Genomic DNA, 21,474 nt, shown 5'->3' on the forward strand with positions numbered 1-21,474 from the left:
CATGACGAAGGGCGGGCGCCCTCACCAGGACGCCCGCCCCTCGTGCGCGGGCCCTGCCAGGACCCGGGCTGCTCACGGCTTTGCCGTCACGGCACGGGGCCGCAGCGGACCCGGCCGACAGCCGTTACGGCACGACGTTCCCGATCGCCACGCTGCCGGTGCCCGCGACCGTGCCGCGCTCGTTGACCAGCTGGACCCGGCCGAAGAACTCGCGTCCCTCGGGGGCCGCCGCGGCGGCCGTGACCTCGGCGGAGACCTCCGCCGAGTCGCCCGTGCCGAGCTTCACCGTCGCGGAGTCGTCGACCGACACCGTGCCGAGCGAGGCGGAGAAGAACACGTCACGGTAGTCGTACTCCGTGGTGCCCGCCGGGACCGAGTAGCCCACGACCTCCACCGTGTAGGTGCCGGCGGCCGGCTCGGCGATGGACACCGACTCCTCCGAGTCGCCGTCGGCCGACTGGGCGACGCGGTTGCCGTCCTCGTCGTAGACCGCGAGGTCCAGGTCGGCGGCGGCGTCGGAGACGTTGCCGATGGACACGTCGAGCGAGGCGGCGCCCTCGGGCACCTCGACCGTGGTGGTCCGGGTCTCACCCGTCTTGATCGACGGGCGGTCCGCCTTCGCCGAGCCGAGCGGCCCGCCGACCAGCTTGCCCTCCAGGGCGGCGAACTTGTTCGTCACCTTCCAGGAGGCGGCGGCCGGTGTGCCGATCTCCGCCTCCGGCACGGTCACGGTCTCCGGCTCGAAGGCCGCGCCGAGCACGGCGACGTCCAGCTTGTAGGGGTTGTCGAGCAGCGGCGAGGTGCGGCGCGCCTCGACCTCGATCTCCCAGACGCCCGGCTGCGGGTCGGCGTAGGAGCGCAGGTCGGGGCGGCAGCCGTTGCCGTCGTTGTAGTTGTTGTAGCAGTTGGGCGTCGAGGTGGTGTCGACCGGGACGCCGTAGGGGTGGATGGCGATGAACCGGGTCTGGCTCTTGCCCTTCAGCCCGCTCATCGCGACCTGCAGCGTCTTCGCGCCCTCGGGCACGGTGACGAAGTAGGAGGTGGTGCTGTTGCGCTGCACCGAACCGGACGCCGAGTAGGTGTACTTCAGCGGGGCCGAGACCACCACCGTCGTCATGATCTGGCGGTCCACGCCCTCGGTGCGCGGGTCGTCGACCTCCAGGATCGCGCTCTTGATGCCGGCCGAGCCGGGCGCGGCCTGGACCTTCACGGTCACCGGCTTGTTCAGCGGCAGCTTGATGTCGTCGTCGCCGAGGATGCGGAAGGTGCGGCCGGCGTTGTTCTCGATGTCCAGCTTGTGCTTGATGGCGCGGTCGGGACCGGACGTACGGGTGATGGTGATCTCGTACGTCTTCTTCTGACCGGCCTTCAGGCCGCCCTCACGGTCGTACAGACCGGTGCCGAAGCCCGGCGTCTTCAGGAACTGGTCGATCGCGGTGTCGACCGGCGCCTTCACCGTGTAGGTGTGCGCGGTGGCGCCGTCGCGGATCGCGTCCCAGGCGTCCTCGATGTCGATCAGGCCCGCGCCCTCCTCGTAGGCCTGCACGTCCTTGATGTGTTCGGCGGTGGAGGTGAGGGCGGTGCGCAGCGTCGCCGGAGGCAGGTCGATGCGCTTCTGCTTCGCGGCCGACAGCAGCAGCGCCGCGGCGCCCGCGGCCTGCGGGGAGGCCATCGAGGTGCCCTGCAGCATGCCGTAACCGGGCGGGAGCTGGTAGCCGGCCTCGGCGACCGGGGCGCCCGGCATCCAGGTCTGGATGGTGTTGATGGCGGCGCCAGGTGCGACCAGGGTCGGCGTGAAACCGCCGTCCTCACGCGGACCGCGCGAGGAGAACGGCATCATGGCGTACTTCTTCTTGACCTCGGAGCCGTAGTTGGCGGCCCAGGTCTCGCGGGAGACGGAGGCGCCGACCGAGATGACCTTGTCGGCCAGCGACGGGTCACCGATGGTGTTGGCGCCGGGGCCGGAGTTGCCTGCGGAGATCACCAGCTGCACGCCGTACTCGTCGATCAGGCGGTTGTACAGCTCGGCGCGGGCGTTGTTGCCGTCGTTGAGCGCCGGCAGGCCGCCGATGGACATGTTGACGATGTCGACGCCGCGCTTGGTGACGAGGTCGATCATGCCCTCGGTGAGCGCGACGTTGGTGCAGCCGCCGGACCAGGTGCAGGCGCGCGAGGAGACGAGCTTCGCGCCGGGCGCGGCGCCGTTCATCTTCCCGCCGAACAGGCCGTGCGCGGCGGTGATGCCGGCGACGTGCGTGCCGTGCTCGGACTCGATGACGCCGATGTTGACGAAGTCGGCCTTCTTGCCGGTCCAGTCACCGCCGTAGGGGTCCATCGGGACGTCCTTGCGGATCTCCACGACGAACGGCTGGCGCTCGGCGATCTCGGTCTTCGGGTCGTCGGTGCCGAAGTAGCCGACCTGGAAGCCGTCCTTGTACGGCTTCATCGGCTCGTCGTCGCCGAAGTCCTGGTTGTTGTTCAGGTCCACCCGGACGGTGCCGGCCGCCGGGTCGTACAGCACGCCCCAGGAGTCGGTGGTGTCGCCGTCGCGGTTGGCGTCCCCGTCGGCGTCGCCGCCGGTGGTGTACGACTCCAGGAAGGTGCTGATCCGGTACTCGCCGGCCGGGGCCTTCCAGGTCTTGCCCTGGTAGGTGAAGCTGGGGCCGGAGACGTCGGTGACCATCGGCCGCCAGGTGCGGTCGTTGTCGACGATCGGGTCGGTCGCCGTCACCCAGTCGACGATCTTGCGCTCGCCGGTGGTGGTCTTCTGCAGCGCCGGGTGGCCGAGGTCGACACCGGAGTCGAGGATGCCGATGGTGATGCCCCGTCCGTCCGCCTTCGGGTGGTGCTTGACGAAGTCGACGGCGCCGGTCTCGAAGGACGGGTTGTACGGGTTCTTCGCCGGGGTGTGCTTGCCGGGCGCCGGGTAGGGCTTGCCCTTCTGGCCGCCGGCCGCCTTGGCGGTGTCCGCGCTCGGCGTCGGGTCGTCCAGCGGGATCTCCTCGCGCAGGTCGATGCCGTGCACGGAGGAGAGCTTGGCGGCGGCGGCGATGGCCGACTCGGCCCTGGCCGTCGGGACGGTGGCGCGGACGTAGCCCAGCTTGTCGTGGGTGCGGCCGACCGAGCCGCCCTTGACCGCGTTCAGCTGCGCGGCGACCTCCTCGGTCTTGCCGGGCGCGGTGGCGATCATCATGGTGACGTGCTTGGCGCCCTCGGCCTGCGCCTCGGCGAGCAGCTCCGCGTCGTCCGAACCGAGCTTCTCGGTGGCGGACTTGACGTCGGCGTCGGCCGGTGCGGGGGTGGCGGGCGCGCCGGCGGCGAGGGCCATGGGGACCGGTCCGGCCGCGGACAGCGCGGCGACGAGACCGGCGGCCACGGCGATGCGGGCCACGCGTCTCGCGCCCGGTATCGGGCCCTGTTGTGGGGAATGGGTCATCGGCATCCCTTGTGCGTAAAGGACGTGAACGTGCGTGACAGACGATCGTGGGCGACCGGAGCTGAACGGCCCTGGCCGCGACGGTCCGGATGGCACTCCCGGACGATCGCTGAGCTTTACGCAAGGGACTGATGTTTGGGAGGGGTTGACCGAATCGCAATGGATGCATGGGGAAAACCCGCGATCCGCTTTTCCGGACAGCCTCCCGCGAACGCGACATGTCGTCGCCCGGCACCCTTTAACGTCCCTGTGTGCGAGAGAAGTTGAGGGTGGCGGCCTACGCCGTGGTGGTCCAGGACGGCCGGATCCTGCTCGCCCGCTCCCCGGGGCCGGGCGGCGTCCCCGAGTGGGTGATGCCGGGCGGCGGCATGGAGCACGGCGAGGATCCGTACGACACCGTGCGCCGGGAGGTCATGGAGGAGACCGGCTACCGCATCGAGGTCACCGGGCTCCTGGGCGTCGACTCCATCCGCTTCGTCCTGCCCGGCCGCCTGGGGCGCCCCACCGACCACCACGGTGTGCGCCTCGTCTACGAGGGCCGCGTCACCGGCGGCGAGCTGCGCAACGAGGTGAACGGCTCCACGGAACTCGCCGCCTGGCAGCCGCTGGAGGACGTTCCCGGCCTGGTCCGGGTGAGCCTGGTCGACACCGCGCTCCGGCTGTGGCGGGAGCGGCCGGCGACGGGACGGCTGGAGCCGGCCGAGGAGTAGCCGCGGACGCGTCCGTGTCCGGCCCGCATGAGGAGGGGCCGCCCGCCGGCGGCCCCTCCTCTCCCCTCCTGCCGCGGCGCGAGCCGCGCTCTTCAGCGGGGCAGCACCACCACGTACGCGGCCGGTTCCCGGTCCGCGGCGGCCATGAGCGCCGTGCGGATCACCGCCGCCTGCTGCTCCATCGCGTCCCGGAGCTTGCGCGGGGTGACATGCACGACCGTGATGCCCAGCCGCTCCAGGTGCTCGCGCTTGCGGACGTACTCCGACCACAGCGCGTCGTCCTCCTGGCGCGGCGCCCGCGTGTCCAGCTCCAGGGCCACCGCCTGGTCCGGCCAGTAGGCGTCCAGACCGCCCAGGTGCGGGCCGCCCGGCAGGCGCAGGTCGACGTTCCACACCGGGTCCGGCAGGCCGTACTCGCGCACCATCCGGTACAGCCGGTCCTCCGCGATCGCCCGGCCCTCGGCGACCAGCGAGTCCACCGCGTTCACCACGTGCGGACGGTTCAGCAGGCGCGCCTCGTTCAGCTCCCGCACCACCGCGACCGCCTCGCAGTGCCCGCCGCGCACCGCCTCCGTCAGCAGCCTGCGCACCAGGCCCGCATCCTGCAGCCGCGCCACCGCGTCGGCCAGCGCCCGCTCCACCGGGGCCACCGGGACACCCGTCACCTGCTGGGGGTCGGGCAGCGTGGCGGTGCGCACGATCCGGGCGCAGCCCGCCGACCGCAGCCGCCGCAGCCGGGGCACCAGCACGTCGAAGGCGTCCAGGGAGGGCAGCGGGGGAGCGGTGGTGAAGCCGTGCAGGGTGAGCGCCGCCAGGCCGGTGATCATGGCCTCGGTGTAGGCGGGCGGCGGCGTGTCACCGGCGCCGGGCTGCTGGGGTACACCGGTGGTCCGCTGCCGTGCCGCGTACATCAGCACGGCGTGCAGCCGCTCCTCGCTGGTGGGCGGTCCGGGGTGGAGCAGGACGACCCCCGGCAGCAGCTGCTGCCAGGGCCCGCCGGGGCGGCACTGCTCGGTGATCTCGGAGTTCGGCACGCCGTGGCGGCGCAGCTGCGCGGTGGTCATGACGCGCCGCCGGCCGTCGGCGAAGTGGTGCAGGGGGCGGGGGGAGAGCGGGGTGTTGTGGTTCATGCCGGGCAACTTCCCGTGTCCGGCCCGCCCGCGAACCGCTGTTACACGTCCGTCGACAAATACGGACAAGCTCGCACTAAAGGACGCATGTTCGGTTGCCGAAAACCCCTGGTCCATTCGGGTGAGGACCAGGGGTTACGGGTCCGGTCGTACGCATCGGGTAACGCTCGTACGAGCGGCCCGACCGGGTATCGCGGCCTGCTCGCCGCGGCACCGCGGCCGGACGTCCGGCTCGTCGGCCCGGCCGGGCGGCTCAGCCGGCTGCCGCGTCGCACTCCTGCCCGCGCAGCGCCCGCGCCAGGTCGTCCCGGGCCTCCAGCACCAGCCGCCGCAGCGCCGGCGGCGCCTGCTCGTGCCCGGCGAGCCAGGCGTCCGCCGCCTCGAGCGTCGCCGGGGAGTCCTGCGTGGTCGGGAACAGGCCCCGCACCACGTCCATCGCGATCTGGATGGACCGCTCGCGCCACACCCGCTCGATCGCCTCGAAGTACTTCTCCGCGTACGGCGCCAGCAGCTCGCGCTGCGAGTGCTGCACGAACCCGGAGATGGTCGCCTCCACCAGCGCGTTGGACAGCGCGTCGGACTCCACCACCTGGGCCCAGCACTGCGCCTTCACGGCGGCCGACGGGCGGGCCGCCAGGCAGCGCACCTGGTGCCGCTTGCCGGAGGCGGTGTCGTCCCGGGCCAGCTCCTCGGCCAGCGCCTTCTCGTCCGCGACCCCGTGCGCGGCCAGCGGCTCCAGGAACGCCCAGCGCAGCTCCTGGTCCACCTCGAGACCCTGGATCGTCACCGAGCCCGCCAGCAGATCCTGCAGCAGCTGGAGGTCGCCGGGCGTGGACGCCACCCGGGCCAGGAAGCGCGCCCAGGCCAGCTGCTGCTCGCTGCCCGGCTCGGCCGCCTCCAGCTCCCGCCGCGCACCCTCGGCGAGCAGCGCCCCGCCGGTCTCCCGCCAGGCCGGCGCGGCGTAGTGCACCAGCGCCGACTCGGCCCAGGCGTGCAGCATCTGCAGCACCCCGATGTCGCTCTCCCGCCCGGCGAAGCGCAGCACCAGGGAGATGAAGTCCCGGGCCGGCAGCAGCGCGTCGCGGGTGAGGTTCCACAGCGCGGACCAGCACAGGGCGCGGGCCAGCGGGTCGGTCAGGGCGCCGAGGTGCTCGCGCAGGGTGGCCAGCGAGGTCTCGTCGAAACGGATCTTGCAGTAGGTGAGGTCGTCGTCGTTGACCAGGACCAGCTCGGGCGCCTCGGCCCCGGCCAGCTCCGCCACCACCGTACGGGCGCCCTCGACGTCCGTCTCGGCGCGCGCGTAGCGCTCCAGCGTCCCGTCGCCGGTGCGCCGGTACAGGCCCACCGCGACCCGGTGCGGCCGCAGTTCGGGGTGCGACTCGGCGGCCTCCTGCACCACCGCGAGCTCCTCGACCCGCCCGTCGGCGCCCAGCAGCACCTGCGGGGTGAGGGTGTTGACCCCGGCCGTCTGCAGCCAGGACCGCGACCAGGCCGCCATGTCCCGCCCGCTGGTCTCCTCGAGGACCGACAGCAGGTCACCGAGGGTGGTGTTGCCGTAGGCGTGCCGCTTGAAGTAGCGCCGGGCGCCCTCGAGGAAGGCGTCCTGGCCGACGTACGCCACCAGCTGCTTGAGCACGCTGGCGCCCTTGGCGTAGGTGATGCCGTCGAAATTCAGCTTCGCGTCCTGCAGATCGCGGATGTCCGCGGTGATCGGATGCGTGGACGGCAGCTGGTCGGCGCGGTAGGCCCAGGCCTTTCGGCGGTTGGCGAAGGTGATCCAGCCGTCGGTGAAGCGGGTGGCGCCCACCAGCGCGAACGCGCCCATGAAGTCGGCGAAGGACTCCTTCAGCCACAGGTCGTCCCACCAGCGCATGGTGACCAGGTCGCCGAACCACATGTGCGCCATCTCGTGCAGGATCACGTTGGTGCGGCCCTCGTAGGACGCCTGCGTCACCTTGCCCCGGAAGATGAACTCCTCGCGGAAGGTCACCATCCCCGGGTTCTCCATCGCGCCCAGGTTGTACTCGGGCACGAACGCCTGGTCGTACTTGCCGAAGGGGTACGGGTAGTCGAAGTGCTCGTGGAAGAAGTCCAGGCCCTGCTTGGTCACCAGGAACACGTCGTCGGCGTCGAAGTACGGGGCGAGACCCTTGCGGCACATGGCGCCCAGCGGGATCCGCAGCCGGGTGCCGTCGGGCAGCTCACGCTCGTAGGAGTCCTCCACGTAGTGGTACGGGCCCGCCACCACACAGGTGATGTACGTCGAGATCGGCTTGGTCTCCGCGAACCGCCACACCCCGTCGGCGAGTTCACCGGTGCCGTTGCTCCACACCCGCCAGCCCTCCGGGGCGCGCACCTCGAAGCGGAACGGCGCCTTGAGGTCGGGCTGCTCGAAGTTCGCGAAGACCCGGCGGGAGTCGGCAGGCTCGTACTGGGTGTACAGGTACACCTCGCCGTCCTCGGGGTCGACGAAGCGGTGCAGGCCCTCGCCGGTGCGGGAGTAGGCGCACTGGGCGTCGACGATCAGCTCGTTGTCGGCGGCGAGGTCCTCCAGCAGGATGCGGGAGCCGTCGAAGACCTCGCCGGGGTCCAGGTCGCGCCCGTTGAGGGAGACGGCCGTCACACTCGGCGCGATCAGGTCGGCGAAGCTGCTCGCGCCCGGCTCGGCGCAGCGGAACCGGATGGTGGTGACGGAGCGGAACGTCCGCGGCCCCGGCCCGTTCTCCTCGCCGACCGCGGACCGCACATCGAGGGACACCTCGTATCCGTCGACGGAGAGCAGGGCGGCCCGCTCCCGGGCCTCGTCACGGGTCAGGTTCTCACCGGGCACGGGCGGTACTCCTCATGCGTCGTCGACATGACTGATCAGCACCGATCCTGCCATGCGCCCCTGACGGGGAGCAGCCGGGAATGGCCGGGAGGCGATGTGGCGTTGACATGGAGGCTGAGTCCTGAACGAACAGACCCGTACCACGCAGATCCCCTGCCACGTCGAGGAGCGACATGTCGGACACGTCACCTGCTGCCCCCACCCCCGTCGACTTCTGGTTCGACCCGTTGTGCCCCTGGGCCTGGATGACCTCCCGATGGGTGCTGGAAGTGGAGAAGGTCCGGGACGTCAAGGTGCGCTGGCATCTGATGAGCCTCGCCGTGCTGAACGAGAACAAGCTCGACGAGCTGCCCGAGGAGTACCGGGAGATGCTCGAGACCAAGGCCTGGGGCCCGGTCCGGGTGGTCATCGCCGCCCAGCAGGAGCACGGCGCCGAGGTGCTCGGTGACCTCTACACCGCGCTCGGCACCCGCATCCACAACCGCGGCGAGGGCCCGGGCAAGGAGACCGTCGCCGCCGCGCTGCGCGACGTCGGGCTGCCCGAGTCGCTGATGGAGCACTGGGACTCCACCCCCCACGAGGCGGAGCTGCGCGCCTCCCACAAGGAGGGCATCGAGAAGGTCGGCCAGGACGTCGGCACCCCGGTCATCGCGGTGCCCGGCCCCGACGGCAAGGAGATCGCCTTCTTCGGCCCGGTGGTCACCCCGGCGCCCAAGGGCGAGGAGGCTGCCCGCCTGTGGGACGGCACCCTGGCGGTCGCCTCGGTCCCCGGCTTCTACGAGATCAAGCGGACCAGGACGAAGGGTCCTGACTTCAGCAACCTGTGAGGCCGGCGCCGGCGAGACCGCCGCTGCCTGCCGCGCGGACAGAAGCCCCCCGCGAGTCACGTCCTCGCGGGGGGCTTCTTCTTTCCGCCTGCCCGGGTGAACGGTGAGAAGACGATCACGAGGCAGGACGCTTCAAGGGGCCGCTGGTGTCCTGGGCCCCGGGTTCTCAGGGAGCGAGCAGCAGCACGTCCGTGCGGGACCTGGCCGCCTCGTAGCGGCGGGCGACGTCCTGCCAGTTGACGACCTGCCACATCGCCTCGATGAAGTCCACCTTCTGGTTCCGGTACTGCAGATAGAAGGCGTGCTCCCAGGCGTCGAAGACCAGGATCGGGGTGGAGCCCTGCCCCACGTTGCCCTGATGGTCGTAGACCTGCTCGACGATCAGCCGCCCGCTCAGCGGCTCGTAGGCGAGAACGCCCCAGCCCGAACCCTGGGTGGTCGCCGCGGCCTTGGACAGCTGCGCCTTGAAGGCCGCGAAGGAACCGAAGGACTCCTTGATCGCCTCGGCCAGCTCGCCCACCCCGTCCTGGGCGAGGGGCTCGCCGCCGCCCTCCTCCGGGCCGGTCATGTTCTGCCAGTAGATGCTGTGCAGGATGTGCCCGGACAGGTGGAACGCCAGGTTCTTCTCCAGTCCGTTGAGCGCGCCCCACTGCTCCTTCTCCCGCGCCTCGGCGAGCTGCTCCAGCGTGTCGTTGGCGCCCTTCACATAGGCCGCGTGGTGCTTGTCGTGGTGCAGCTCGATGATCTCGGGGCTGATCACCGGGGCGAGTGCGGAGTAGTCGTAGGGCAGGTCGGGCAGCGTGTACACGGGCATGGCGGGGTCCCCTCCGAACCTCTTATTGCAAAGAGCTTGCAAGTGCACGCTAGCAGCAGAAAGGGTCCCGGGGAGGGCCGGGGCACACAAAAAGGCCCTCGCGTGTCGTCCACGCGAGGGCCTTCGCCCGGGAGGGCCGGCGATCAGCGCCGGGCGCGCGCCCACTGCCAGGCGTAGCCCGCGGCCGCCAGCGCCAGCGTCATCCCGCCCGTCGAGTACAGCTGCACACGCGTGTCGGGCTCCCGCGCCATCAGCACGAACACCGCCGCCATACCCAGCAGCGCGACCCACGTCAGATACGGGAACGCCCACATCCGCACGACCAGCTTCTCCGGGGCCTCCCGCTCGAGCCGGCGGCGCAGCCGCAGCTGGGAGACGGCGATGAAGATCCACACGACCAGGATCACCGCGCCGATCATGTTCAGCAGCCACGAGAAGACGTCGTTCGGCCGCCAGTAGCTCAGCAGCACGCACCCGAAGCCGAAGACCGAGGAGGCCAGCACGGCCACCCGCGGCACACCGCCCGAGACCCGGCCCAGCGCCTTGGGGCCCTGGCCGCGCTCGACCAGCGAGTAGCCGATGCGGGAGGCGCCGTAGATGTTGGCGTTCATCGCCGAGAGCAGGGCGACCAGCACCACCACGTTCATCAGCTGGCCGGCGCCGGGGATGCCGAGCTCGTCCAGCGCGGCGACGTACGGGCCGCTCTCCACCACGGCCGGGGAGTCCCAGGGCACCAGCGTCACGATCACGGCCATGGAGCCGATGTAGAACACCGCGATCCGCCACATCGCGGTACGGACCGCGCTCGCCACGCCCTTGACCGGGTTCTCCGACTCGGCCGCGGCGATCGTCACCGTCTCCAGACCGCCGTAGGCGAACACCGAGGCGAGCAGTCCGATCACCAGCCCCTCGCCGCCGTTGGGCAGGAAGTCGCCCAGGTGGGAGGCGCCGGGGGAGTCCGTGCCCGGCAGCAGGCCCGCGATGGCCAGTCCGCCGAGCACCAGGAACAGGGTGATCGCGCCGACCTTCAGCGCGGCGAACCAGAACTCGAACTCACCGAAGTTCTTCACCGCGGCGAGGTTGGTGCCGCAGAACACCACCATGAACAGCGCCACCCAGGCCCACTCGGGCGTGCCGGGCAGCCAGCCGGTGACGATCTTGGCGGCGCCGATGCCCTCCAGACCGACCGCCGTGCACAGCAGCACCCAGAACGACCAGCCGGCGGTGAACCCCGCCCAGGGCCCGAGCGCCCGCTCGGCGTGCGCCGAGAAGGAGCCCGACGACGGATGGGCGGCCGACATCTCGCCGAGCATCCGCATCACCAGCATCACCAGCAGACCGGAGAGGGCGTAGGCGACGACGATCGACGGACCGGCGGCGGCGATGCCGGCACCGGAGCCGACGAACAGGCCGGCGCCGATGACACCGCCGAGGGCGATCATCGACAGATGGCGCTGCTTGAGACCGTGGGAGAGGGAGACGCCGTCCTGCTGCTGTTGCGGCGGCGCTTCGACAGAGGGGCTGGGCATGGGGCGCGGCTCGTCCAATGCGTGGGGGGACGTGGGCAAAACGACGCCAGTCTGGGCGGCCGGGCCACCCTCGGGACGGAGCGGCTCACCATACGGACGCCGGGCGGACGCACGGTGCCCGGCCCCTGACCGGCGGTGCGGGGACGGGTCGACGCCGACCACGACCCTGATTGGTGAAACCCTACAGGTACCGTCCGGCGCTCCGGGTGAGAGAAACCTCCTCACCTCCGTGACACGGGTCACTCCCGCCCGGGTACCGTTTCCGCTCTTTGTCCGAAACCCACCAACGGTCCGATCGCGCCTTTGTCGGGCCATGACGGTGATCGCCGCGCGGGCCGCGGGATAGCGTCACGGTGTTCCGAACCGTCCTCACCCTCGCGGAGTCCCCATGAGCACCGTCGCCGCCACACCCGCCCGCTCCGGCCTGGTCCTCGCCGACCTGCTCCCGGCCTCCCGCGTCCGGGACACCGCCCTCGTGCTCGGCGGTGCCGCGCTCACCGGCCTCGCGGCACAGATCGCCGTGCCCGTCCCCGGCTCCCCGGTGCCGGTGACCGGCCAGACCTTCGCCGCGCTCCTGGTCGGCACCGCCCTCGGCGCCCGCCGCGGTCTGCTCTCGCTCGCCGTGTACGCGCTGGCCGGCATCGCCGGCATGCCGTGGTTCGCGGGCGGCGCGTCCGGCATCGGCATGCCGTCCTTCGGCTACATCATCGGCATGATGCTGGCCGCGGCCGCCGTCGGCGCCCTGGCCCGCCGCGGCGGCGACCGCTCCGCCTGGCGGATGGCGGGCACCATGCTGCTCGGCGAGGCGATCATCTACGCCGTCGGCGTGCCCTACCTGGCCCTGGCCACCGGAATGTCCGCCTCGGCCGCCGTCGCGGCCGGCCTGACCCCGTTCCTCATCGGCGACGCCCTCAAGGCCGCCCTGGCCATGGGCATCCTCCCCACGGCCTGGAAGTTCGTGAACAAGCGCTGACCGCGCGACACACCGGAGGGTTCCCGCCGGTGCGAGGCCCGCCGGGCCGTACGGCAGACGTACGGCCCGGCGGGCCCTCTGTGCGCCGGGGCCGTCTCAGGCGCCGCCTTCCCGCTGAGCCGGGCGCCGCAGCGACCACCACAGCCCGGCCGTGCCGGCCGCCAGCAGGGCGGTGCCGGCCGTGCCCAGCGGCAGCAGCTCACGCACCGGGCCCGTCTTCGGCAGCTCGTCCGCTGGGTGCCTGAGGTCTCGTCCGTGGAGGAGCGGGAAAGGGCGCCTGTGGACTCCGCCCGGTCCGGAGCCGCCCAGGCATCCGCACCGACCGCCCGGTCCGGAGCGGCCCAGGCATCCGCACCCGCCGCCCGGCCCGGAGCGGGCCAGGCATCCGCACCCGCCGCCCGGCCAGAGCCGGGCCGGACCACCGGACCCGCCGCCCGTCCAGGGCCGGGCCGGGTCCCAGCGCACCCCGCTCGGCCGGAGCCGGCACCGGGATCCGGGCCGCCGCCCGCCACGGTCGTCGACCGGGCGCGGACCGAGCCGGGTTCGCCCGCGGCACCTGCCGGCCCGGACGCCTCCGAGGCGGGGGCGCGTGACGGCGACCACCCGCACAGGCTCCCGGACGCCGTGGCCGGCCAGGCCCCTTCGGCCGGTCCCCTTCGCGCTCGCACCAAGCCGCACCGCCGCACCGTCCTCGCCGCCGCGGCGGCAGCGGCGGTCGCCGCGACCACCGTGCTCGCCGTCCTGCTCACCGACGCCGGGGGCGACCCCTCCGCAAGCGGCGGCGGCACGGAGACCTCCGCGTCCGGGCCGAGCCCCACCGTGCAGGGCACCTCCAGGCCGCCGTCCCTGCCGCCCGGCGTCCGTCGCGAGGCGGGGGGATTCGCCTGGGCGCCGCCGGACGGCTGGCGCCGTGACGTCAAGACCGGCGCGGAGGTGCACTACACCTCGCCCGACGGCCGCCAGGAACTGGTCGCCAAGTCCGCGCTGGCCCGCGGCGACCTCCTCCGGACCTGGCAGACCTCCGAACGCAACGCCCACCAGGGCCGGGACTACCGCAAGATCCGCCTGGAGGAGACCACCTTCCGCGGCCACCCCGCCGTCGTCTGGGAGTACACCTTCACCCTCAAGGGCACCCCCTGGCACGCCCGGCTGCTCGGCTTCAACCAGGACGGCAAGTCCTACCAGATCAGCACCTGGTACCAGCCCGGCATCGAGGACCAGGCCCTGCGCGTCTACGAGAAGACCAAGAAGAGCTTCACCGTGCTGTGAGCGCACCTTCCGGACGTGCCGAGGGGGCCCGCGGCGGATCTCCGCCGCGGGCCCCCTCGCCCGTTCAGGCCCGGCAGGCCCGCCAGGCCCGTTCAGCCGCAGGAGTCAGGCGGCCGGTGCCTCGTCCCGCTCCGCCGCGGCCCTGCGCGCCCCGAGCCGCTGCCTGACCACGGCGATTACCAGCACCACGACCGCGACCAGCAGCGACAGCAGCATCGTGGTCCGTCCGTTGTGCTCGGTGTCGGTCAGCATGTAGCCGATCACGAACACGATCAGCGCCATGCTGGCCCAGGTCAGGTACGGGTAGAGCCACATCCGCACGACCAGCTTCTCCGGCGACTCCCGCTGGATGATCTTGCGCATCCGCAGCTGCGAGACGCAGATCACCAGCCACACGAACAGGGCGACCGCACCGGAGGAGTTGACCAGGAAGAGGAAGACCGAGTCGGGGAACTCGTAGTTGAAGAACACGGCGACGAAGCCGAACACCACCGACACCAGGATCGCGGTCCGCGGCACGCCGCGCTCGGTGGTCCGGGCGAACGCCTTGGGCGCGTCGCCGCGCTCACCGAGCGAGAAGGCCATCCGGGAGGCCGTGTAGAGACCGGAGTTGAGGCAGGACAGCACCGAGGTCAGCACGATGAAGTTCATGATCTGGCCGGCGTGCGCGATGCCCAGGGTGTCCAGCGCGGCCACGTAGGAGCCCTTCTCGGCGATGGACTCGCTGTTCCAGGGCAGCAGGCAGACCACCACGAAGATGGAGCCCAGGTAGAAGACGCCGATACGCCAGATGATGCTGTTGGTGGCCTTGGTGACGGCCCGGCGGGGGTCCTCCGCCTCACCGGCCGCGAGGGTGGCGATCTCGCTGCCCATGAAGGAGAAGACGACCAGCAGGATGCCGGTGAGGATCGCGCCGGGCCCGTTGGGCAGGAAGCCGCCGTGCTCGGTGAGGTTGGACAGGCCCGCCTGCTCGCTGTCGACGCCGGGCAGCACGCCGAAGACGGCCAGCCCGCCGATGAGGATGAACACGCTGATGGCGGCGACCTTGATGCCGGCGAACCAGAACTCGAACTCTCCGTAGGAGCCCACGGAGGCCAGGTTGGTCGCGGTGAGCACCACCATCACGAGCAGGGCCCAGACCCATTGGGGCACGGCCGGGATCCAGCCTTCCAGGATCTCGGCACCGGCGGTCGCCTCGACCGCCAGCACGACGACCCAGAAGAACCAGTACAGCCAGCCGATGGAGAACCCGGCCCAGGGGCCGAGCGCCCGGTCGGCGTGCGCCGAGAAGGAACCGGAGGTCGGGTGGGCCGCGGACATCTCGCCCAGCATGCGCATCACCAGCACCACGAGCGTGCCGACGAGCGCGTACGAGAGCAGGATGCCGGGTCCGGCGGTCGCGATGGCGGACTTGGATCCCACGAACAGGCCCGCGCCGATGACACCACCGATGGCGATCATCGACAGATGCCGGTTCTTGAGTCCGGCCTGCAGCCCGGTGCCCCCGGATTCGCCGGGGCCGGCTGGAGAGCTTCCGGGCTTGGTCAGGGTCGGCTGCGAGGTCATGGAACGGACTTCCTTTGCGCCGGGTAGCTGTATGCCGCACAGAGTGATGTGCGAGCTGGACCAGTGAAACGGAGGGTTGCGCGCGGGAAAACCTTCGAAAGCGAATCGTTACTTGAGGTTTTCCTGAGGTTCTGAGATTCTCCTCACATTTCCCGGGGGCGGCACCCCGCGCGCCTGCCCGGCAGGGCGCGTGTCACACTCGGACCATGCGCGTGTACCTCGGCTCGGACCATGCCGGCTACGAACTCAAGAACCACCTCGTCCAGTGGCTGAAGGAAGCGGGGCACGACCCCGTCGACTGCGGCCCCCACATCTACGACGCCCAGGACGACTACCCGCCCTTCTGCCTGCGCGCGGCCGAGCGGACCGCCGAGGACCCCAACGCCCTCGGCATCGTGATCGGCGGTTCGGGCAACGGCGAGCAGATCGCCGCGAACAAGGTCAAGGGCGTGCGGGCCGCGCTGGCCTGGAGTGAGGAGACGGCCGCGCTGGGCCGCCAGCACAACAACGCCAACGTGGTCGCGATCGGCGCGCGCATGCACACGCAGGACGAGGCCACCAAGTTCGTGGAGACCTTCCTCAACACCCCGTTCTCCGAGGACGAGCGGCACGTCCGCCGCATCGGCATGCTCTCCGCCTACGAGACCACCGGCGACCTCCCGCCGATCCCGGCCCACCACCCCCAGCAGTAGCCGTCTCGCCGGCCCGCACCGGGACGGGACGGGCCGGCCCGCACGCGACACGCAGGGGCCGTACGCCCGTTGCCGGCCGGCGCGGGCAGCCGGGCGGAGGGTTCAGCAGGACGGCCGGGCCGAGGACGCAGAGGAAGGGGACGAGGGGGACCATGCCCGAGGGGCACACCATCCACCGGCTGGCCAAGGACTACGCCGCCGCCTTCGCGACCGGCGCCCCGCTCCGTGTCACCAGCCCGCAGGGCAAGTTCTCCGACGCCGCCGCCCTCCTCGACGGCACCCCGCTGCACACCACCGACGCCCACGGCAAGCACCTCTTCCTCGGCTTCCGCGACGCCGACTGGATCCACATCCACCTCGGCCTGTTCGGCAAGGTCACCTTCGGACCGGCCCCCGCGCCGCCGCCCACGGACACCGTCCGGCTCCGCCTTGCCCACGACGGCGCGTACGTCGATCTGCGCGGCCCCACCACCTGCGCCCTGATCACCGACGGAGAGAAGCAGGCGATACACGACCGGCTCGGCCCCGACCCGCTCCGCCCGGACGCCGACCCGGCCGCCGCCTACCGCCGCGTCAGCCGCAGCCGCACCACCATCGCCGCCCTGCTGATGGACCAGAAGGTCGTCGCCGGCGTCGGCAACGTCTACCGGGCCGAGGTCCTGTTCCGGCACCGCATCGACCCCTACCGCCCGGGACGCGACATCACCCCTGCCGAATGGGACGCGCTGTGGGCCGACTTGGTGGAGCTGATGCACGAGGGCGTGCGCCGGAACCGCATCGACACCGTCCGCCCCGAGCACACCCCGGAGGCGATGGGCCGTCCGCCCCGCGTCGACGACCACGGCGGCGAGGTGTACGTCTACCGGCGGGCGAACCAGCCCTGCCATGTGTGCGGTGAGCCGGTCCGCACCGCCGGCCTGGCCGCCCGCAACCTCTTCTGGTGCCCCACCTGCCAGCGCGGCACCTGACTCCGTACCTTCCCGTACGTTCCCGTACGTCCTCAGAAGCCGAACGGCAGCCAGGGGGCCGGGCCGCCCGGCCCGAAGGCGACGGCCGCCCGGGCCAGCGCCCCGGGCCGCAGCTCGCGCACCCGCCCGGCCGCCGCCAGCGCCGCGAGACTCACGCCGCCCAGATAGGCCGCACCCAACTCACGTACGGACAGCGCGAGGTCGGCCGGATCGCCGGTCCGCTCACAGGTGGCGCCCTCCGTGTCCCCGCTCAGCCGCCAACGCCCGCTGTTCCACGGGCAGAAGGCGTCCTCCACCTCCAGCACCACGTCCAGCGGCACCTGGTAGGTCCGCCGCGACAGCGCCGCCCCCACCTCCACCGGCCGCAGATACAGCGAGTCCCGCAGCGCCGGCCGGCACCGCCGGATGTCGGACACCAGGTACTGCCACGCCTCGTCCACCGGGCGCCGCCGCGCCACCAGCGTCGAGGTCAGGTCGATGCCGAACAGGAACCGCCACAGCGCCGCGTCCGCCGCCGGATCCAGCGCCGCCAGATCCTCCAGTATCACCGTGCCCTGATGCCCGCCCGGCCCGAACTCCGGCTTCACCCGGAACCGCGCGTACCCCACCGTCTCGCCGTCCCGCCGGGCGACCACGCACTGCAGCGGCGAGGCGCCGCCCCGGTCGCTCTCCGGGTCCAGCAGCGGCACCCGCTCCCAGCCGGCCGGCGCCGTCAGCATGCCCGGCCGCAGCGGCACCAGTTGGTCGTACACCGCCTGGCACTCCTTCACGACATCGGCGGGCGGCGCGTACCGCACTGCTACGTCGTCCGTGCCGTCCGGCGTGGACAGCGTCACCAGGGCCGTGTCGATCTCGGCGTGCAGCTGGAAGGCCGCCGCTCCGTATCCGAACCGGCCGTAGATCGCCGGCTCGGACGCGGTCAGCACCGCCAGCGGCTCGCCCCAGGACCGTATGTCGTCCAACTGCCGTCGCATCATGGACGTCAGCACCCCGCGCCGCCGGTGCGTGGCGGCCACGCTCACCATCGTCACACCCGCCGCCGGAACCCGGGCGCCACCCGGCACGGTCACCCGGAAGGAGAAGGCCCCCGCCGTCCCCACACACTCGTCCCCGTCCCATACGCCCAGGGAACGGCCGAACTCGGTGAGGGAGTTCCACAGTTCCCGTTCCTCGTCCGATTCCGGGACTCCGCCGAAGGCACGTAGCAGCGTTTCGTACCACTTGTTCCAGTCGTCCGGGGTGAGTACTCGGAGTCCGGTCGTTGGGGAGGTGCGCTCATTCGCCATGAGCCATGCCTATCAGGGCAATGCTGGACGAGCGAGGGAATTTCTCCCGAGCGGCCACGAGACGGCATCCCGTGAAGTTCACTGTGATGTCGGTCCCCGGACGGGGGACAAGGCGGACCTCCCGTGCCAAGCGGCCGGTCCCACGGATAGGGTCCCGAACTAATGGCACCGAGACGACAGCGGCGAGCGGAAGCCGAGACGTTCACGGCCCGGTTGAAGAAGCAGTGGCACCGGGCCCGCGTCGGCGTGCGCAGAGCCGCCGTCGACTACTTCCGCGGCGACGGCTCGGACTGGATCGCGCTGGCCGGACTCTTCCTCACCATTCCCCTGATCATGGCGGGCACGCTCGTCAACTCGGTCTGGTTCTCCCCGGCGGCGCTGGTGCTGCCGATCGTGGCCGGCGGGCTGCTGCTGCGCCCGGCCAGCCTGCTCGGCCTGTACGCGGCGGCGGCCACCGCGCTCATCGTGGAGTCGGTCCATCTCGGTCCGTACACCGAGGGCACCTCACGCGTCACCCCGGGCGTGGTGCTGGTGGTGGCCGCCTGCGGCTTCTTCGGGCTGGTCGTCGCCCAGTTCCGCAGCAGGGTCGGCGTGCCCTGGCGGCGCGGTGGCACCATGCTCTTCGACCTGCGCGAACGCATCCGGGTGCAGAGCAAACTGCCCAAACTGCCCTCCGGATGGCACCACGAGATGGCCCTGCGGCCGGCCGGCGGCCAGTCCTTCTCGGGCGACTTCGTGGTCGCGGCCCGCACCAACGGCGGGCGCACCCTGGAGGTCGTGCTGACCGACGTCTCCGGCAAGGGCATGGACGCGGGCTCCCGCGCCCTGCTGCTCTCCGGCGCCTTCGGCGGGCTGCTCGGCAGCCTGCCCCCGCACGCCTTCCTGCCCGCCGCCAACGGCTATCTGCTGCGCCAGGAGTGGGAGGAGGGCTTCGCCACCTCCATCCACCTCGTCCTCGACCTCGACTCCGGCGACTACGAGCTGTACTCCGCGGGGCACCCGCCGGGTCTCCAGCTCAGCGCGGGCAGCGGCCGCTGGGAGGAGAAGGCCGCAGAGGGGCCACTGCTCGGCGTGTACGACGGCGCCCAGTTCGACCCGGTGAAGGGCTCCCTGCGCCCCGGCGACGTGCTGATGCTGTTCACCGACGGGCTGGTGGAGACGGCCGAGCGGGACATCGCCGAGGGCATCGACCGGCTCACCGGGGAGGCGGACCGCTATGTCGCCGGCGGCTTCCACGGCGCCGCATGGCATCTGATCGAGTCGGTCGCCAAGGACGTCAACGACGACCGCGCCCTGCTGCTGATCTGCCGTGAGGGCCCCACCGCCACGCGCTGAGCCGGGCTTGCGGGCAGACTGGGGCGGTGAGCGACAGCGACACACCCATGACCCCGGCCGAGGCCGAGGCCGCCGCCCGCGCCGCCCACGCGGGCCGGACCGACAAGGCCGGACGCCCGTACGAGGAGCATCTGCAAGCCGTCGCCGAGGGCGTCAGGGCGCGCGGCGGCGACGCGGAGCAGATCGCCGCGGCCTGGCTGCACGACGCCGTCGAGGACGGCAAGCTCTCCCGCGCGTGGCTGGAGCGGGCCCCGCTGACCCGGCGCACCAAGGACATCGTCCTCGCGGTCACCAAGCGGCCGGCCGAGCCGCCCGAGGCCTACGCGGCCCGCATCCTCGCCACCCCCGGCGCGCTGCTGGTGAAGGAGGCCGACCTGGCGCACAACGCCGACCCGGATCGTCTGGCCGTGCTGGACGAGCCCACCAGAACGAGACTGGCCGAGAAGTACGCGCGGATGCGCACACTTCTCGGCCTGGTCGCGGGGGAGTCCCCCTAGGGCTGCCGGGTCCGGCTCAGACGGAGACCTTCTCGCGGGACGGGGCGGCCTCGGAGCGCTTCTCGCGCTCCCGTGCCTCCGCTATGGCGTCCCGCCTGAAGGCCCAGTCCATCCGCGGCTCCACCACCCAGCGCAGCGCCTGCCGGACGGGCCTGGTGCACATCAGGGTGATACCGACGGCACCGATCACGGTCAGCGCGATCTCGCCCAGCGGCGTGTCCAGCACGGGCGCCTTGAACCAGCCCTGGTAGGTGCCGGTCTTCACCACGAAGCCGTGCAGCAGGAAGCCGTAGATGGTTCCGGCGCCCAGCGAGGTGAACCACATGCGCCGGCCGGGGATCCAGGCCAGGAAGCAGGCGGTCAGTACGAGCGAGCAGCCGAACAGCGCCAGCATCATCACCGGACCGGTCCACCACGGGGCGCCCGCGTCCTGCGCCGCGGAGTCGCGGTAGAACCAGCCGGTGGACATGCGCGGCACCGACCACCAGGCGACGGCCAGCGCCGCCGCCATCACCGGCAGCGAGGCGATCCGCACCGAGCGGCGGCGCACCAGGTTGAAGTGCTCGGGCCGCAGCATCAGACCCAGCACGAAGCACGGCAGGAACTGCAGCACGCGCTGCATGTCCAGGTCGTTGCCGATCGACGGCGTCATGGACGCCAGCGCCCCGATGACGATGGCCACCGGCAGGGGGTAGCGGATCGTCTTCCAGATCGGCGTGGTCAGGCGCCAGACGAACAGTGCGCACAGGAACCACAGCAGATAGGTGGCGTCCAGCAGGCTGAAGTCGGCGCCCGGGTCGTTGTTCACGATCCGCTTGTGCAGCGTGTAGGCCACCTCGAAGACGAGGTACGGCACGACCACGGTGGCGATGAGCCGCTTCACGCGCTTGGGGCTCATGTCGAAGCTGCGCGAGAAGTAGCCGGAGATGATGATGAACGCCGGCATGTGGAACGTGTAGATGAACCGGTAGAGCGCCTCCACCGCCGGGTTGTCGTCCAGGATCTGGCCCCAGGCGTGGCCCACTCCGACCAGCACGATCGCCAGGTACTTGGCGTTGTCGAAGAAGGCGTCGCGCTGCTTGCCGGCGGAGTTGGCGGAGCCGGAGGCGTCAGAGCGGTCGGCGGAGCCCGCGCTCGGGGTGTGCGGGCCCGCACCTCCGGCCGCCGGCGCGTCTGCCGGGGGAAGCGGCGTTCTGCGGTTGCCGTACGGTCGCAGCGAGTTCGTCACAGGCCCTCCCACAGCGCACCGGGGGAGAGGTTCACAAAGCTCGCTGCGCTTGCGGGGGACGAGGCAGCGTGGAACATCTGAGGCACCCTAGCGTTGTCTCCGGGTATTCGTAAAACGCCTGACGTCATTACTGGTTATTGGCTCCGAGTACCCCCGATCGGGGAAACTCGGCCTCGCGGTCCGCGTGATGACCAACACATCCGATGCTTAAGGGGAGTAGGCGCCCCGACCGCCCGAGGGAGCGCCCTGCATGTCGTGATTCATCGGCATTATGACGTGCATAAGACCGGAGGGTGACTCCGACGGAATGTCCCCTTCTGTCGGCTTCGCGCCGTGCGTCGTCCGCCCGTCGGGAAGACCGTGCGGGCAATTCGAAATGCCTGC

16 protein-coding genes are annotated in these 21,474 nt (G+C 71.6%); 8 read left to right on the top strand and 8 right to left on the bottom strand.

The genetic code is table 11. From position 1 onward, the window contains the following. Positions 1-124: 124 nt before the first annotated feature. Positions 125-3,436, bottom strand: coding sequence for a S8 family serine peptidase (locus tag HCJ93_RS25295; protein ID WP_167998126.1), 3,312 nt, complete (start codon positions 3,434-3,436; stop codon positions 125-127). Between the two features lie 269 nt (positions 3,437-3,705). Between HCJ93_RS25295 and HCJ93_RS25300 the strand changes: the two genes are divergently transcribed. Continuing rightward, on the top strand, positions 3,706-4,146 hold the full coding sequence (locus HCJ93_RS25300) for an NUDIX hydrolase (protein WP_167998164.1): 441 nt from the start codon (positions 3,706-3,708) through the stop codon (positions 4,144-4,146). A gap of 92 nt (positions 4,147-4,238) precedes the next feature. On the opposite strand, the gene HCJ93_RS25305 is transcribed toward HCJ93_RS25300, so the two are convergent. After that, entirely contained in the window at positions 4,239-5,276 is a 1,038-nt protein-coding gene (locus HCJ93_RS25305; RefSeq protein WP_167998127.1) for a hypothetical protein, read from the bottom strand. 253 nt (positions 5,277-5,529) lie between these two features. Beyond that, positions 5,530-8,106 (bottom strand): aminopeptidase N, encoded by a 2,577-nt coding sequence (gene pepN, locus HCJ93_RS25310; RefSeq protein WP_167998128.1) that lies wholly within the window; start codon positions 8,104-8,106, stop codon positions 5,530-5,532. A gap of 173 nt (positions 8,107-8,279) precedes the next feature. Here pepN and HCJ93_RS25315 point away from each other — a divergent pair, with 173 nt between their 5' ends. Further along, positions 8,280-8,933: a mycothiol-dependent nitroreductase Rv2466c family protein gene (locus HCJ93_RS25315; RefSeq protein WP_167998129.1), complete on the top strand. Its 654-nt coding sequence runs from the start codon at positions 8,280-8,282 to the stop codon at positions 8,931-8,933. 166 nt (positions 8,934-9,099) lie between these two features. On the opposite strand, the gene HCJ93_RS25320 is transcribed toward HCJ93_RS25315, so the two are convergent. Next, complete coding sequence (locus HCJ93_RS25320) at positions 9,100-9,747, bottom strand: superoxide dismutase (protein WP_167998130.1); 648 nt, start codon at positions 9,745-9,747, stop codon at positions 9,100-9,102. 143 nt (positions 9,748-9,890) lie between these two features. Then, the gene (locus HCJ93_RS25325; protein ID WP_167998131.1) at positions 9,891-11,276 is read right to left on the bottom strand and encodes an amino acid permease; all 1,386 of its coding nucleotides are present in this window, start codon (positions 11,274-11,276) and stop codon (positions 9,891-9,893) included. Positions 11,277-11,664: 388 nt separating this feature from the next. Here HCJ93_RS25325 and HCJ93_RS25330 point away from each other — a divergent pair, with 388 nt between their 5' ends. Further along, entirely contained in the window at positions 11,665-12,249 is a 585-nt protein-coding gene (locus HCJ93_RS25330) for a biotin transporter BioY (protein WP_167998132.1), read from the top strand. A gap of 624 nt (positions 12,250-12,873) precedes the next feature. Then, the gene (locus HCJ93_RS25335) at positions 12,874-13,518 is read left to right on the top strand and encodes a serine/threonine kinase C-terminal domain-containing protein (protein WP_167998133.1); all 645 of its coding nucleotides are present in this window, start codon (positions 12,874-12,876) and stop codon (positions 13,516-13,518) included. A 105-nt stretch (positions 13,519-13,623) separates the two neighbouring features. Here HCJ93_RS25335 and HCJ93_RS25340 read toward each other — a convergent pair whose 3' ends face one another. Then, positions 13,624-15,084 (bottom strand): amino acid permease, encoded by a 1,461-nt coding sequence (locus tag HCJ93_RS25340; RefSeq protein WP_167998134.1) that lies wholly within the window; start codon positions 15,082-15,084, stop codon positions 13,624-13,626. Between the two features lie 206 nt (positions 15,085-15,290). Between HCJ93_RS25340 and HCJ93_RS25345 the strand changes: the two genes are divergently transcribed. Both HCJ93_RS25345 and HCJ93_RS25350 read left to right on the top strand, forming a co-directional pair. Continuing rightward, complete coding sequence (locus tag HCJ93_RS25345; protein ID WP_167998135.1) at positions 15,291-15,776, top strand: ribose-5-phosphate isomerase; 486 nt, start codon at positions 15,291-15,293, stop codon at positions 15,774-15,776. A 152-nt stretch (positions 15,777-15,928) separates the two neighbouring features. Then, positions 15,929-16,744 (top strand): Fpg/Nei family DNA glycosylase, encoded by an 816-nt coding sequence (locus HCJ93_RS25350; RefSeq protein WP_167998136.1) that lies wholly within the window; start codon positions 15,929-15,931, stop codon positions 16,742-16,744. Positions 16,745-16,776: 32 nt separating this feature from the next. Here the strand turns inward: HCJ93_RS25350 and HCJ93_RS25355 are convergent, their stop codons facing one another. Further along, complete coding sequence (locus HCJ93_RS25355) at positions 16,777-18,030, bottom strand: GNAT family N-acetyltransferase (protein ID WP_167998137.1); 1,254 nt, start codon at positions 18,028-18,030, stop codon at positions 16,777-16,779. 162 nt (positions 18,031-18,192) lie between these two features. On the opposite strand from HCJ93_RS25355, the gene HCJ93_RS25365 reads away from it, so the two are divergent. After that, complete coding sequence (locus HCJ93_RS25365; RefSeq protein ID WP_167998138.1) at positions 18,193-19,365, top strand: PP2C family protein-serine/threonine phosphatase; 1,173 nt, start codon at positions 18,193-18,195, stop codon at positions 19,363-19,365. Positions 19,366-19,412: 47 nt separating this feature from the next. Continuing rightward, positions 19,413-19,862, top strand: a complete 450-nt coding sequence (locus tag HCJ93_RS25370) for an HD domain-containing protein (protein ID WP_167998165.1) — start codon at positions 19,413-19,415, stop codon at positions 19,860-19,862. A gap of 16 nt (positions 19,863-19,878) precedes the next feature. Here HCJ93_RS25370 and HCJ93_RS25375 read toward each other — a convergent pair whose 3' ends face one another. Continuing rightward, on the bottom strand, positions 19,879-21,090 hold the full coding sequence (locus HCJ93_RS25375) for an acyltransferase family protein (protein ID WP_167998139.1): 1,212 nt from the start codon (positions 21,088-21,090) through the stop codon (positions 19,879-19,881). Positions 21,091-21,474 lie beyond the last annotated feature (384 nt).

It is taken from the genome of Streptomyces composti, assembly GCF_012034205.1.
GTDB classification, from domain to species: domain Bacteria; phylum Actinomycetota; class Actinomycetes; order Streptomycetales; family Streptomycetaceae; genus Streptomyces; species Streptomyces composti.